This is a genomic window from Leptospira sarikeiensis, assembly GCF_004769615.1.
GTDB classification, from domain to species: domain Bacteria; phylum Spirochaetota; class Leptospiria; order Leptospirales; family Leptospiraceae; genus Leptospira_B; species Leptospira_B sarikeiensis.
In genome coordinates this window covers 190,196-203,846 of the sequence record NZ_RQGF01000009.1, presented here as the reverse complement: position 1 = coordinate 203,846, position 13,651 = coordinate 190,196, and the positions used below count along the sequence as shown (strand labels likewise).

Sequence of the window (13,651 nt, the reverse complement as noted above, 5' to 3'; positions counted from 1 at the left end):
GTTTAAGATCCCGATTCTACTTCTATTTTTTCGTCCTGTTCTGCTTCGTTTAAGACCGGACTTTTGATCTGGTCTAAAAGGGACTTTAGAAGATCGTAATATGGAAGTACTTTTGGGCCGATGGATTTACCGAATTTACTCTCATAGTTTACTCTCAGCGTGGCTTCTTCATCTCCACCCAAGAAATAAGAAGAAGAGGCGAGTCCTTCCCAGAGAACTTCTTTAGATCCACAGTTTTGGATCTTTCCTTGGATCGTAATCCTGATCCCGTCGGAAGAAGGCCCGAATAATGCGGGGCTTAGCCAAACTAAAAAAGAAGGAGTACTTCCATTTAAAGATTCATCCAACTTGAGCTGTAAAACTCCTTGGGATTTTCCCACAGGAGATGCACAGTTTTGATTTTTGCTATTCGGATCCGGATAAACAATATATTCCTTATGGTGAGCCAGTTCTTGCTCTGCCATTGATTTTACTAAAGAGCTTTCTGTTTTGTTTATCTTAGAATTTGAATCGATCGCAACAGTGAGTCTTTTGAAACGATCCAAAGAAGATTCGAAATTCGGAGCGGTCCTGATCTGTTTCACCGCGCAATTCATAAAGGATATGGAAATTAAGAATAAAAGGGATACTCTGGAGTTCATTTTTTCTTTCCCGTTTTCTTTTTAGCCGCTGTTTTCTTTTTCGCGGTTTTTTTGGCTTTCGGTTTCTCTTCTTGAACAAAGAACTCTGAAGAAGCGAGAGTAGATTCTTCTTCCGGGCCGAGGCCTAAAGGAATCGCTTCCGAATCTTCTTGTTTTCTATTTCTATAAGCCAATTCTAAAATTGCGGGAAGTAATGTGAGTGCGATCAATAGACATGCACCTATCCCGATGGTTGCTACTTTTCCGATGGAATGTAGGCCTCTTTGGTCTGCGAGTAATAATGCACTCCATCCTACAAGAGTAGTCAATGTAGAAGCGATCACTGCAGGTCCTACCATCGCCATCGCTTTTACGATATCATGATCTTCTCTAAACCTATAGTAAATGTAGATCCCGTTTTGGATCCCGTATCCTATGATCACAGGGAAAACGAGCACATTCATAAAATTTAATTTTAGATCTATGATGGACATGACCCCGACTGTGACTACTATTCCAAGAAGAAGAGGAATTAATGATAGTAACGCAGGTAAGAATGCCCGATAGAAAAGGATTAAGACTAAGATCACAAGAACTAAGGTGATGAAGAAGGCCGCTACTCCTTCTCTTTTTACGATCAGGATCAGGTTCGCAAAAAGCATCAAACTTCCTGCGGTATCCGTTTGGAAAGTATAGGATCTCGCCTGGGCAATATCCTTATAAGGTCTATGTTCCAAAATAGTATCTACAGTTCCGGGTAAGATCTTCAAAGAAAGAAGTTTCTCTTTCGGATAAGAATTTAAAGCCGTTAAAAGTGCTTTTGTTTCTACAGGAGAAAAATTCTCTTTTACCGGATCTATAACGGCACTTTTAGGAGCGTTCGTAGAATACAGGATCACATTTAAAGTTCTTCTGGAAATTTTCGGAACTTCCAATCTTCCTACTGCGGCAAAGAACTCCAAAAGTTTTCCGCCATGCCATAATGCAACCTTCGGATAAAGGAATAATAGATGGCCTTTGACTTGAGAACCGGGGACTTCTTTGAATTGAGAAGAGAAGTAATCCGGAACTGCGGTATAGTCATACGGTTTTACCGATAGGAATAGTTTTGCCTTCGGTAGATATTTTCTTTGTTCCGGTTTTAGAAAAGAAGCTTTGACCGGTTTCATATCCTTTGCGAGTTGATCTAAAACTTTACGGTTTTCTAATTGTTGAGGGTATGGCGGAACAAAGTTCCAAAGTGATACTACTTGATCTACCGATCCTGCGAGTGATTCCGGAACGTGGCTCAGGTAATCGAATACAGCTTCTGATTCTTCCAGGCTTTTAACTACGATCGCTTGTGGATCGGAAGAAATATCAAATCTGTCCGCTATCTCATCATACAAGTTTACGGATTCCAGATTTTCCACCAGAAGATTTCTTCCATTCACATCGAATTGTACTTTCGGCGCGAATATTCCGAATAAGATCACGAGCAAAAGGACTGAGATCGATAAAGCTCCGGGTTTGGAATAAAATTTTCTAAGTAAACCTGATGGAGTTTGTTGAGCTTCGTTAAGGAGGAAAACTTTAGATAGAGAAGGGAACCATTTTAGTAATAAAGCGATTTGTAATGCAGTCACTCCATACATTGCAACGGCGATCAATATGATCCCGTATGTTGCGATGATCCCGAATTCGCTAAATCCCCTGAACTCGGAGAAAGAAAGTACTACGAATGCGGAAGTGGTAGTAAGAGCGGAACTGAATGATGCGATCCCTGTATGATAAATAGTATCTTTGATCGCTCGAACGATATCCTGTTTTTTGGTAAATTCTTCCCGGAATCTATACAAGAATTGTATCCCATAATCGATCCCGAGTCCCATTAAAATGGAGCCAATGATACTCGTGATACTATTCAGCTGTCCTATTGCAAATCCTGTCAGTCCGAAAGTCATGAGTAGCCCGCTTAAAAGCGAGAATAGTAGGATTACAATAAATAAAGGATTACGGAAAAATAATAGAAGAAGAAGCCCGATCCCTAAGAAGGATGCGATCCCGATCGGCTTTAACGCCTTGACTAAGGTCTCATAATCATCTTGATTGAGTTTATAAGCTCCAGTATAACCCGCATAGATCCCGTCTTCTTCTATCCCGAGACTTTTTACTAAGCCCTGGACTTTTTTATCTATTTTTTCCAAGAACTCTATGTCGACGAAGGAGCCTGTAGGTTTGATCAAAACGATCAGCATTCCTTTTTCAGGAGAAATATTATATTCGTCGAATATATCTCTTTTGGCGAGTTTCTGGTATTTAGAGATGATGTCCGTAAAGTCTGGATTATATTCTTCATTCGTTAGTTTGATGAAGAACGGATTTGCTTTTTCTATCTCATCATCAATCTTACGTTTTACTCTTTTGCGGATCTCTTTTAGATCTTCCGTCTTTAAAAATAGGGGGAGCCTGTCCTGTAAAAAGGAAACATTATATCTATAAGAAACGTATCTGACTAATTCTTTATCTTCTAAAACAGCCTTAGCTAATTTATCCGAGGCTTTTTTAAGCGCGATCTCTCTCTCTTTATAATAAGAGATATTCTGCTGTTTTACCCGATCGGCTAGTTCTAATTCTTTCTTTTGGGTTTCCGGATCACCGTTACGTTTGGCTTGGAATGCTTTGGTTAAATGTTCCGTCATTCCCTTATCATCTTTGAATTTGAGAGCGACTGTATAGAACCCGCTTCCGCCGATCATTTCGATCACACGTTTTGTTTGGACTACAGAAGGATTATCTGACGGTAAGAGTTGGAGGTTATCGCTATTGATGGATAACTTTGTAGCATAATATCCGGAAAGGATTAGGAAAATAAAAAGTATTGCGGAAGAAGCGGCCGGTTTGGTTAAAACCAACTCGGTCGCTTTGGAAAGAAGTTTTCTCATCAGTTCTTAGCTGCTTTTTGTATTAGGGAGATAGTTCCCTTAATTCCGTTTTTCTTAATAGACGGGTCTATGTTCTTAGTTCTATTGATCTCGGTAGCAAGTTTGCCTTCTGTCTCGAAATCGCTTATGTACCAAGCGCCTTCCGATTCAAAAAGGATCCATGCAAACTTGATCTGGTCGGAACCCTTGTATAAGATAGAAGATCCGATCCTGGCTTGTTTTCCGGTCACTGCAGGTTTTTCGTAAGTGATATCGATCTTATCAAAATATTTTAAAGCGACAGGGAATGCTTTATTCACAATATATTCTCCGATCGCTTCTTCGAATTCTTTTCTTTCTGAAGCGGAAATCTTATGATCTCCTAAAAGTTTTTCGGAGAATTTTCCGACATGGATCAGGGCCAATGCTTTATCATTTTTCTTATATCGAATGAAACCGATCAGCTTTTTAACTGCGGCTAACGTTTGGTCCTCTACAGATACTTGGGCAGAAGCGGTTTCCGATTCAGTTTGAGTCGTGGATTCTTGAGCGATCAGAGCTCCGGATGATAGTAAACAAAACAATAAAATTTGAAATAGTTTCACTGATATTACCTAAGGAAGGGGCGGTCCGATAAATTTTACAATCTGGTAAAATAGACTGCATTCCGGCCGGGTAAATTTACAGTAACGGGAAACAGAGGCTTAAGTCAACGGAAATTAGACCTAATCCTGGCGCAGAAAATTGTAGGCTGCTCCTCCGCAGGAAAAAGATAAAACTTTTGGAGTCAGACAGGTTAGCAGGTGGGGATTTTTGTCCTTAAACTGTTCCAACAAAATTTGGACAGTATGTTCTTTAGCAAGGCTTGCTGCCCAATCATGGTAGCTGATAGGCACACCAGGCAAAACCAAATTTAGGCTTCTATGACTGTCTGCCGCGTCTTTGTTCAGGCATGCATGGGTTGCAAAAGTATAATGTCCGTTTAGGCCTTCTTCAGCGTCGAAACAATGACCCGCTTCTTCCGTATGATCCACGATCGGAAGAAGATTATAATATCCTGTTTGGATTTCCTTAAGGCTTAAGAATACCCAAGGATGTTCTATTGGTGCCAAAATCCCAACGAGTGGATAATTTTCTGCCCAATTAGAATGAGAATAGAAGTCCTGTGCAATATGTAATGCCATTCCCAATTTCATTAGACCTGTAATATAATTTGTTTCCCTATAAGCGTCGTCTTTTAGGGTCCTGAACCTATCTGCACAACCGAGTATATTATTATTATCGCAATGATATGCGTCATTGTTCATGTAAGCTGAGTCTGCTCTTAGATTTCCTTGAACGATTAATTCCATACAATCTAACCTAAGATCCCAATCCGCTTTTTCCATAAATTCCCCGAACGCTTCTTGGGTAATGCTAGTATGAGTATGGGGTCCTTTTTTCCCGAAAGCCCTAAGAGGATTCAGGGAAACTGCGAAATATACTGAAAAACAAATCACTAAAAATTTTAAGAATATAAAGTTTGTCTTCTTGCTCATATATGTAATCAAGCAATTACATATATGAGACCCGGGATATTTTCTTAAGTAATCAAATAATTACATAAAAGTGAATAAAAAATTACAACGGAATATAGTCGCCGGTCGAGACTTTGGTCTATAGACTATATTCTATTTTGATAATGTATGAGGTTGGAGTTTTTGAGATATTGTCGAGAACTCAGTAGATTTTTTAGTTTCACTGAGTTGATTTGTATTTAAAAACTTAAAGTCGACTTTAAGTATTGTTTAGGACCCATTCTTCTTCCAATCCAGGATTCCCTTGGATTCGAAATATTCTAGATCCTCTGCTTCATCCAGATCGGAAAGAACTGGAAGTAGTCCCACTTGTTTTCTGGCCCATTGCAATTTTTCTAATGTTCTTGCAAAAACTGTATCAGTACTCCACTCAATTCCATGAAACAATTCGGGAGTATCCGACTTCAGACCAATAAGATAATATCCTCCATCCTTTGCCGGACCAAGGATCACATCTTTTTGATCTAAAATTTGAAAGGCTTCTTTCAAATGTAGTAGGTCCAACTCAGGACAATCACTTCCGATCAGTACTGCGGGACCTGAACCGTTTTGAAAGCAGTACAAAAATGCATTTCTCATTTTTTCGCCCAGATCTTTTCCTTCTTGTTTACGGATCAAAAGAGGAGAGTGACCCCAACTTCCCAGGTCGGAAGGATTTGGAAGAAAAGAATCGAACCAAAGAACTTTTGGAACATCCAGATCCTTGCATGCTTCTCTTGTTTTTTCCACGAGAGCTTGGTATACCTCCAAGGCAGCTTCTTCCCCTATAACCTTAGCTAGGCGGGTCTTTACTTTTCCCGGAACAGGATTTTTTAGAAATATGTTTAGGATTGGGCCTTTCATCTTTATCTCCGGGGAAATTTTGGATCCTATGGTATCTATTCCTTGGGGGATGTTTTCTCCAAGAAATTAAGTAGAATGTACTGCGGTTTTACAATAGGGAAACTTTCTGAATAAACGTCTTAAAAACCATAGAATGGGCTCTCAGATCGATTTTTTTCTCTCGAAATTTAATCGAGTTCTGGTAAGATGCGTATACAATTAGAACAAGCTCTTAAAAATCAACCCCCATCTGAAAAAAATCAAATCTCAAATGTTCATATTTCTGTAAGGAGATACTTATGATCTTAAACCTAAAAAGAGGAATTCTATTCTTAAGTTTAGGAATCATCCTCACCGGTATAGTAAGCACAGCATGTAGCAAACCGGGAGGTGATACAATTCCACCTTTCTTATTTAACACCGGATACTCATTGGAAAAAAGTAAAACCGGATTCTTTATTATCGTTCCCAAAGGAATTGCACAGTGAAGATTAAAAATCGTAATTCTATCATTTCAAAAATCGTTTTGGCCCTGCTCGTATTCTTCGGGATCACAGCAGGATTTCAATTCCGTTCAGGGGCGAAGAAGGGAGAAAATCCAATTCCTTTCTCTTTGAACGTTTCCTTGCTGAGACCATTGTATGCGAGCGCGGACCAATGGGGATTCGTGAGAGGATCCGCTAACTGGGCGAGAGGAAATTCCCTCTTTATGGATGATGTGATCGGATCCATTCAGTCGAATGCAGGATTAGTTTTATTAGCAAGTGGGACTAATGGCATTTCCCAACCGAATTTTTCAACGACCACTGGAACAAGTTTCACAATCTCAATCAAACTAGCTGGATCGTTTTCTGCCTCATCTACTGCGTATACCGGTTCAAAAACTTTTGATAATTATCTTGAGCTCAAACTAACGGGGTCTACAAGCCCCGATGACATCGCATTACAATTCTATTGGGATAATAATCCAAGAGACCCCGATCAGGATGGGGCTCTTGTCCGATATAGATTACAAATGTTGAATCCATCTCAGGACGGAGGATCATCTGCAGATATTGAAAGTTATGTATATATGCCAAAACTTACTGATGTTAAATACGATCCAGCAACTCATAACAATGTAGTCCAAGGACTTGTCCAAGTATATTCTTGGGATGATAAGTTAGCAAATGACAACGAGATTTCTTTGCATGCTCGTCACGGAAGAGTGATCTTGGAAGAAATGGATAACCGTACTGTATTTTGTTTCAAGGCTCTTGTTCGTATAGATTCAACTGCCAACTTAGTTCCCTCAAACGCAAATGCAGGGCTTTGTAGTGGCAGCGCGAGTGATGAATATTATAAACTCGCATATAGCCAGAAGTTGACCGGAGATCTGGAAGTGACTGCGAAATCTGGCTGGCAAGAAGGTGCGATCACTTCCGGAGACGGCAATCTTTGTGGTCTAATTTCATTAAACTATGGGTTGTTTAATGTAAACGGATTCGTAAAGGACTTCGTGTCTGCAGGAAGTATTCCATCCGGCTACGTTCCAGCAACTCGTGTGGACAATTTATACGCGAGGATTGGAACATCCGGTAAATCAGGAGATACTGGAGACGATATGAACGTTCTTTGGGATGATTTGAGAAAAAATACAATCGATAACCTGGATGTAGTTTTTGAGGCTTCTCCTCCTCCTTTTGATTGATCAAAAATAAAGACCAGAAATGAACTGTGAAAAACCCCCGAACTTCGGGGGTTTTTTATTGCCTCTGCCTAGGTTTCTTGTCTGAAAATTTCGGGATGATCCAATTTGTTTAAGATCTCTTCTTCCGGAAACTGTCCAAAAAAATCAGAATTTGATTTTTGGTCGGGGAAATTCGTATAAAGAATATCGAATGAATGCCTGCTTCCCCCATAGATCCCTCTATGGATCAGATGTGCAGAGAATACTAAAAGATCTCCGGGTTCTTGAAGAATTCTCACAGAACTAGGGAGATCCTCATAGTTTTTATGAGGATCCTTTTCCATACGGACTTTATATTCTTCATCCGTATCCCATCTACTTTGGGAACCGGGAATAAATTCCAAACCAGGATCCGGATCAAAAGGAATACGGAAATGATATACCTTGGAGCTTTTTAGGATCTCTTTTTGTTTTTCTTCCGACACCCCTAAATATTGCAAATCTCTATGCCAATAGTTCTTTTTATTGGGGGATCCAGGGTTAAAGAATAACTGTGTGTTCAAAAAATAGACTTCTTCTTGTATAATGTTTTTTGCAAGTTCAAGGATCTTTATCTCCGAAACAAAACGAAATAATGACTCTCTATCTGTCTTACTTTTACAGAAGTCGGGACTTGTTAAATAGGCGCTGTTGACCGAATTCGGATCCGGAAATCTGATCTTCCATTCTGAGTTTGCTTCCAAACAGATCTTACGAATTGGCGTGAGTTCTTCCTGGGTAAAGAAGTTTTGGAATAGAAAGTATCCTTGTTCGAGTAGAGAATTTATTTGAAAGGAAACGATTTCGTCGGTAGGCATTTTAAGTCCCGCGTAAACTTTGAAAGGTTTACGCGGGTTGTAAAGTGAAAGAGTGTTGCTTAAGCCGCCTTACTCCGGATCTCTTTTACAGGATCAATGTCTTTCCATTCTGAAAAGGCATGTCGTTGAGAGAAGAACCATGCAATAGATAATGCTCCGATACCTGCCACTATAAACAAAGTCCCGGTAGAAAATCCGAGTAGCAGAGAACTTCCTACTAATAGAAGGACCCGGATCGGTTCCAAATATAAGGTCCAACGTTTTAGATCTAGGATCCCACCTACAGTAGTAAGTGAGAATAAGCTAAAGAAGAAGATCATGTAAAGAAGACCGGTCGGGATAGAGTTGACCTTAACCAGCATGGAGAATGTTCCAACAAGGGTTAATACAAACCAGGTGACTGCATATGTCTTCAGGCTTCTTGGAACAGAAATATCATACTTTTTGAATGTTTTCTCGTCCACTTCCGGGATAGGATATTGTCCGCCTAATTCTTGAGGTCTCCAGCCTGGCATTGCTAAGAAAGCCATGATCTTATCTTTTATACGAGGGCTTTGTTTTGCTTGTTCCCACATCTCTACCCAGTAATGAACGTTTGCCCAAATAGGGTTGAAACTTTTGAGAGGTTTTACCGTTCCATATACAGGAGTTTCTTCTTCTACTTGGAAAGTTCCGAACCATCTATCAAAAACGATCAGCGTTCCCCCGTGGTTTTTATCGATATATTTCGGATTGATCCCGTGGTGAACTCTATGATGAGAAGGTGTATTAAAAACAGCCTCGAACCATTTCGGGAATTTATCGATCGCCTTTGTATGGATCCAAAATTGATAGATCAAATTGAGTTGTCCGTTCAGGACCATCACGATCGGTGAAAATCCTATAATCGCCAGAGGAATATAGAAGATCCAGGTAAATAGTCCGTGAAAGCTAGCCTGACGCAGAGCAACTGTTAGATTGTATTCTTCGCTTTGGTGGTGAACCACATGTCCTGCCCAAAGGAAATTGACCTCATGACTCAATCTATGAAGCCAATAATAAGCCAAATCATATAACACGAAACAGCTTACCCAAACAGCCAACACGATTATCCAAGACCAGGTAGAAGCGGAAAGCCCCAATACTTCCGAAGAAGGCATCCAAGAAACTGGTTCACTTGGCCAAGAAGGCAGATTAAATATTCTCCAATTCTCATATACCCATAGATATGCGAAGAAGGTGATCGTCTTAAATATGATCCCGAAAATTTGGCTAGAGATCCCAGTACTGAGATCATTGATAGAATCGTTGAGACGATAGAGTTTTCTTTTATGATACCAGGAGAACGCGAGCTCTAACCCGATTAGCAAAAAGAAAAACGGAATTGCGATTGTGATAAGATTTATTTTTTCCATGTGTTACAAGCCGATCAGCTTCTATCATTCCTCGGAAACAAACTAGGTCAATCGAAAACTAAAACAGACTCCATTCCTCAGGATCTTTACCTATCAAATGTGTGAAAAAAAATACCACCTTCGGAGTATGGAGATTGACGAAATCCGGAACAGAGCCTTAAGTTCCTACTTATGGCAACTACCCAATGGATGATCTATGGAGCAAACGGATATACCGGAGAATTGATCGCGAGACGTGCAGTTTCACGCGGATTAAAACCGGTACTCGCGGGACGTAACGCTTCTAAGATTGAAGAGCTGGCAAAAGAACTTCGTTTGGAGTATAAAGTTTTCGATCTGCAAAATCCAACTGAGGTCGGTTTCCACATCCAGGGATTCCAACTCGTTCTACATTGTGCAGGGCCTTTTGTTCTGACATCCGTTCCGATGGCTAAGGCCTGCATCTCTAAAAAAGTACATTATCTAGATATAACTGGAGAGATCCCCGTATACGAATCTTTATATTCTTTGGGGGAAGAAGCGGAAAAAGCGGGAGTTTTATTATTACCTGGAGTAGGTTTCGATATAGTTCCTACAGATTGTCTGGCTGCATCCTTAAAAAAATCCATTTCTAATCCTAAGTTTTTGGAATTGGCATTTGTGGGTTTAACCGAGGTTTCTCCAGGAACAATGAAGAGTGCTCTTGCTCAATTGCCTTATGGTTCTAAAGTGAGAAGAGATGGAGAAATGGTAGGAGTTCCTCATCTGAGTCGGAGTAGAGAGGTGATCGCAGGGAACAAAACATACCAAGTATATGGAATTCCTTGGGGAGATGTATTCACTGCTTATCTATCAACTGGGATACCGAATATAGATGTTTACACTGATATTCCTTCCGGGCAAGTAAATGCACTCCGTTATTTTAAACCGATCATTTCTTTATTAAAAATTCCTTTTATACTAAAAGGTGTCCAGGCACTTGTAGGAAAAACAGTGAAAGGTCCTGGAGAAAGAACTAGGACATTAGTCAAAACCACAGTCTGGGGAGAAGTCCGCTCAGTTGAAGGAAAAAGATCCTCAAAGATCCTGGAATGCAAAGAAGGTTATGAATTCACTGTGGAGTCTTCGTTAGCTGCTGTTTCAAAAGTCCTTTCCGGAAAAGGTGGGAAAGGTTTTAAGACCCCGAGTCTTGCATTCGGTTCCGAATTTGTTTTAGAAATTCCGGGATCGAAATGGAAAGAAATTTCAAATTGAAATTGGGTCCGTTTTATAGGATCCTATTTTATTCTTTACATGTCGCTTGAGAGTTCTAGATTTAAATAAGATATTCCTCATGTCTTTTTTTTCTAGATCAATTTTACTCTTCTTTCTATTCATATACCTAGTCGATTGTGTTTCCATTAAGGTCCATGTTCCTAAAACTCTTTCGGGAGCTTATGAGATCCAAGAGCATTGGACTGAACTGCAAAATTTTGGAGCAGATCCTTCTGAGCCCAAAATCTCCGATATATCTATAGAATTTCCGGGCGAAGATCCGGAACGTTTCGTACTTTTTGAGGACGGATTCACATCATGGACAGGTTGGGGAACGAATTATAAAAACGTTTACGGTCCGATCTCCAAATTGATCCTAAAAGAGTTAGAAGATCATAAAGAAGAATATCCCGGAAAACACAAAATTACTATCCGCAAATTCAAGTTAGAATCAATCGATCACTGCACTTATAATAATGTGAATGTTGAAATGGAAGCTGATATTATTTCTCTCGGAAAACCTTGGCGTTATGAATACAAGGATGGGATAGAGTCCAAGGCAACAGATTGTATGGCAACTTTAGCCACTCTACCTTTACTCTTGGGTTGGATCATCCATCTTCCTTATCTAGGCCATAGAGGAAATCGGGAGGATCAATTGAACCAGATGGGCAAAGTGGCGATCCTGGATTTTCTGGACGAATTGAAAAAACATCTTCCTGAAACTAAAAAAGCTCCGGTTCGGAAGGTAAAATAGAATGAAACAGATATTTCTAATATTCTTACTCTTCTCAATTACATTCCAATCTTGTTATTATTCTACCGAAAAAAGATACACAGTTGCCCAGCCCTACGGCCCGAACGATAAATTATATTACGACGAAACCAATCCACAATTCGAAGAGGGAGAGCCTTATTCCGTTCTGGATTTTATCGGAAGTTGGATCTGGATCGAAAGCCTTTTGGCAAAAGTTATGATCTGGGACAGAAGGATCCAAAACCATAAGATCTCTTTCGAAACGAAAAAGTATCTCATGGACTATATCCGGGATAATAATCTAAAAGATGTTAAGGTTCGTTTTAACCAATACGCTCCTTGGGACGATCTAAAACGTCTCTATCATTCCAAATCTGTGAATCCGCTTTTAAAATGGACTATCGGAGTTTTCGCATATCTTGTGAATGACGTATTGCTTGTAGGCCGTATTTTCGGCGGAGATCATTATAATCCGTATTCGAATACGATCCATGTATATTCGGATATTCCTGCAGTAGTTGTGCATGAAGGAGGGCATTCAAAAGACTTCGCCCAAAGAGAATATCGCTCCTGGTATGCACTCGGGTATGCTGTTCCGATTTTAGGAGCATTTTATCCGGAGGCGAGGGCATCCGATGACGCGATCCGATATTTTAGATATCGTTGCGATAAGACGGAAGAAATGACCGCATATCGCACATTGTATCCTGCTTACGGTTCTTATGTGGGAGGGGGGATCTCGGATCTATTGCCTGCTTCTCCTTATGCACTTTTGTATTCTTATTCTATTCTAACTGTTGCTGCAAGCACGGGGCATGTAGTAGGTTATGTGCGCCAAAAACAAGTAGAGAAGGAATGGATCCCGAAAGAATGCCAGATTGCAAACGAGCTAGAGAAGAAAAAATAACTATTCGTTTAGATCTTTTCGGATCATTTCTTCCAGGATCTTTCCTGACTTCGAATTCATATGAATTCCGTCTGTCATAAAAAGCTGATTAGATTGTTCCGAAAGTTGATCCCAGGACTGAAAGAATCCGTAATGTTTGAATATGGTCCAATACAACCGGACGGTATTCCTAGTATAAATGTTCTCAGGCCTATCCGGATGTTTTTGCAATTCTGCAAGTAATGTTTCGTTTAAAGGTAAATAAGAAGAATTTGATCCTTCTGCGATCTTTTTTATGATTTCCGAATAATCAACGGACCTCTTTAGAGGAATACTATTCAATACTTCTCCTAAAACTGGAAGAGAGATCAAATGGATCTTTGCTTTGGTGTTTTCTTTTAAGGAAGATACGATTTTTCTCAAATTTTTTTCGTAGCTTGTTATACTTGGGACTTCCGGAAGTTTCCATAGAGAATTGTACCCTGTATACTCTTCTTCACTTAAAGCGGATTTCGCATCGTTTGTCCCGATCAGAATGAAAATATGCTCCGGATTTAGGCGTATTGTATCATCTACTTTTTCTAATATTTGGTAGGTGAGCCTACTATTGATCCCTTCGTTTACAAATGTGAAATGTTTTAATCTAGGATCCTCGGATAAACTCTGGACATAGTCGTAACTTACCGTTCCGTGAGTTATGCTATCTCCTAAGAATACTACGAATCTTTCTGCCTTCTTATCTTGAGACTTCAAAAATGAATCTAGATTATTCGTAGGGACCTTATATGCAGATTTTATTGTATAGATTACCGAGCCAATGAAATAGAGAAGTGCGATGATAAGAGAAGTATAGACGAGTCGTTTCATATTGAGTAAGGAAGCTCTCTTTGAAAGTCAGGATTGTATAGTAAAATATGTTCCGACGAGTAGAGA

General features: G+C 39.8%; 13 protein-coding genes. 5 read left to right on the top strand and 8 right to left on the bottom strand.

All coding sequences use genetic code 11. From position 1 onward, the window contains the following. Positions 1-2 precede the first annotated feature (2 nt). The 5 genes from EHQ64_RS04005 to EHQ64_RS03985 form a co-directional block, all read right to left on the bottom strand. Positions 3-641, bottom strand: coding sequence for an MXAN_6521/LA_1396 family lipoprotein (locus EHQ64_RS04005; RefSeq protein ID WP_135648209.1), 639 nt, complete (start codon positions 639-641; stop codon positions 3-5). Next, positions 638-3,544, bottom strand: coding sequence for an MMPL family transporter (locus tag EHQ64_RS04000; protein ID WP_135648208.1), 2,907 nt, complete (start codon positions 3,542-3,544; stop codon positions 638-640). The genes EHQ64_RS04005 and EHQ64_RS04000 overlap by 4 nt, the downstream gene beginning before the upstream one ends. Beyond that, entirely contained in the window at positions 3,544-4,128 is a 585-nt protein-coding gene (locus EHQ64_RS03995; RefSeq protein WP_135648207.1) for an ABC transporter substrate-binding protein, read from the bottom strand. Before EHQ64_RS03995 ends, EHQ64_RS04000 begins: the two co-directional genes overlap by 1 nt. Before the next feature lie 120 nt (positions 4,129-4,248). Continuing rightward, positions 4,249-5,061 carry a hypothetical protein gene (locus EHQ64_RS03990; protein WP_135648206.1) on the bottom strand — a complete coding sequence of 271 codons (813 nt, stop codon included), beginning with the start codon at positions 5,059-5,061 and terminating at the stop codon, positions 4,249-4,251. 249 nt (positions 5,062-5,310) lie between these two features. Continuing rightward, positions 5,311-5,943, bottom strand: coding sequence for a TIGR04282 family arsenosugar biosynthesis glycosyltransferase (locus EHQ64_RS03985; RefSeq protein ID WP_135648205.1), 633 nt, complete (start codon positions 5,941-5,943; stop codon positions 5,311-5,313). Positions 5,944-6,221: 278 nt separating this feature from the next. Between EHQ64_RS03985 and EHQ64_RS03980 the strand changes: the two genes are divergently transcribed. Next, positions 6,222-6,410 carry a hypothetical protein gene (locus tag EHQ64_RS03980; protein WP_135648204.1) on the top strand — a complete coding sequence of 63 codons (189 nt, stop codon included), beginning with the start codon at positions 6,222-6,224 and terminating at the stop codon, positions 6,408-6,410. Continuing rightward, positions 6,407-7,612 carry an LIC_12337 family protein gene (locus EHQ64_RS03975; protein ID WP_135648203.1) on the top strand — a complete coding sequence of 402 codons (1,206 nt, stop codon included), beginning with the start codon at positions 6,407-6,409 and terminating at the stop codon, positions 7,610-7,612. Before EHQ64_RS03980 ends, EHQ64_RS03975 begins: the two co-directional genes overlap by 4 nt. Positions 7,613-7,680: 68 nt before the next feature. Here the strand turns inward: EHQ64_RS03975 and EHQ64_RS03970 are convergent, their stop codons facing one another. Together EHQ64_RS03970 and EHQ64_RS03965 are read right to left on the bottom strand one after the other, a co-directional pair. Continuing rightward, positions 7,681-8,448: a phytanoyl-CoA dioxygenase family protein gene (locus tag EHQ64_RS03970; RefSeq protein WP_135648202.1), complete on the bottom strand. Its 768-nt coding sequence runs from the start codon at positions 8,446-8,448 to the stop codon at positions 7,681-7,683. A 59-nt stretch (positions 8,449-8,507) separates the two neighbouring features. Continuing rightward, positions 8,508-9,842 carry a sterol desaturase family protein gene (locus EHQ64_RS03965; RefSeq protein ID WP_135648201.1) on the bottom strand — a complete coding sequence of 445 codons (1,335 nt, stop codon included), beginning with the start codon at positions 9,840-9,842 and terminating at the stop codon, positions 8,508-8,510. Positions 9,843-10,013: 171 nt separating this feature from the next. On the opposite strand from EHQ64_RS03965, the gene EHQ64_RS03960 reads away from it, so the two are divergent. The 3 genes from EHQ64_RS03960 to EHQ64_RS03950 all read left to right on the top strand — a co-directional run bounded on the left by EHQ64_RS03960 (position 10,014) and on the right by EHQ64_RS03950 (position 12,739). Beyond that, positions 10,014-11,075 (top strand): saccharopine dehydrogenase family protein, encoded by a 1,062-nt coding sequence (locus EHQ64_RS03960; RefSeq protein WP_135648200.1) that lies wholly within the window; start codon positions 10,014-10,016, stop codon positions 11,073-11,075. A gap of 79 nt (positions 11,076-11,154) precedes the next feature. After that, entirely contained in the window at positions 11,155-11,832 is a 678-nt protein-coding gene (locus EHQ64_RS03955) for a hypothetical protein (protein WP_246048582.1), read from the top strand. Position 11,833: 1 nt separating this feature from the next. Beyond that, positions 11,834-12,739, top strand: a complete 906-nt coding sequence (locus tag EHQ64_RS03950; RefSeq protein ID WP_210410809.1) for a hypothetical protein — start codon at positions 11,834-11,836, stop codon at positions 12,737-12,739. Here the strand turns inward: EHQ64_RS03950 and EHQ64_RS03945 are convergent, their stop codons facing one another. Beyond that, positions 12,740-13,585 carry an SGNH/GDSL hydrolase family protein gene (locus EHQ64_RS03945; RefSeq protein WP_135648199.1) on the bottom strand — a complete coding sequence of 282 codons (846 nt, stop codon included), beginning with the start codon at positions 13,583-13,585 and terminating at the stop codon, positions 12,740-12,742. It abuts the gene before it with no gap. Positions 13,586-13,651: the final 66 nt, after the last annotated feature.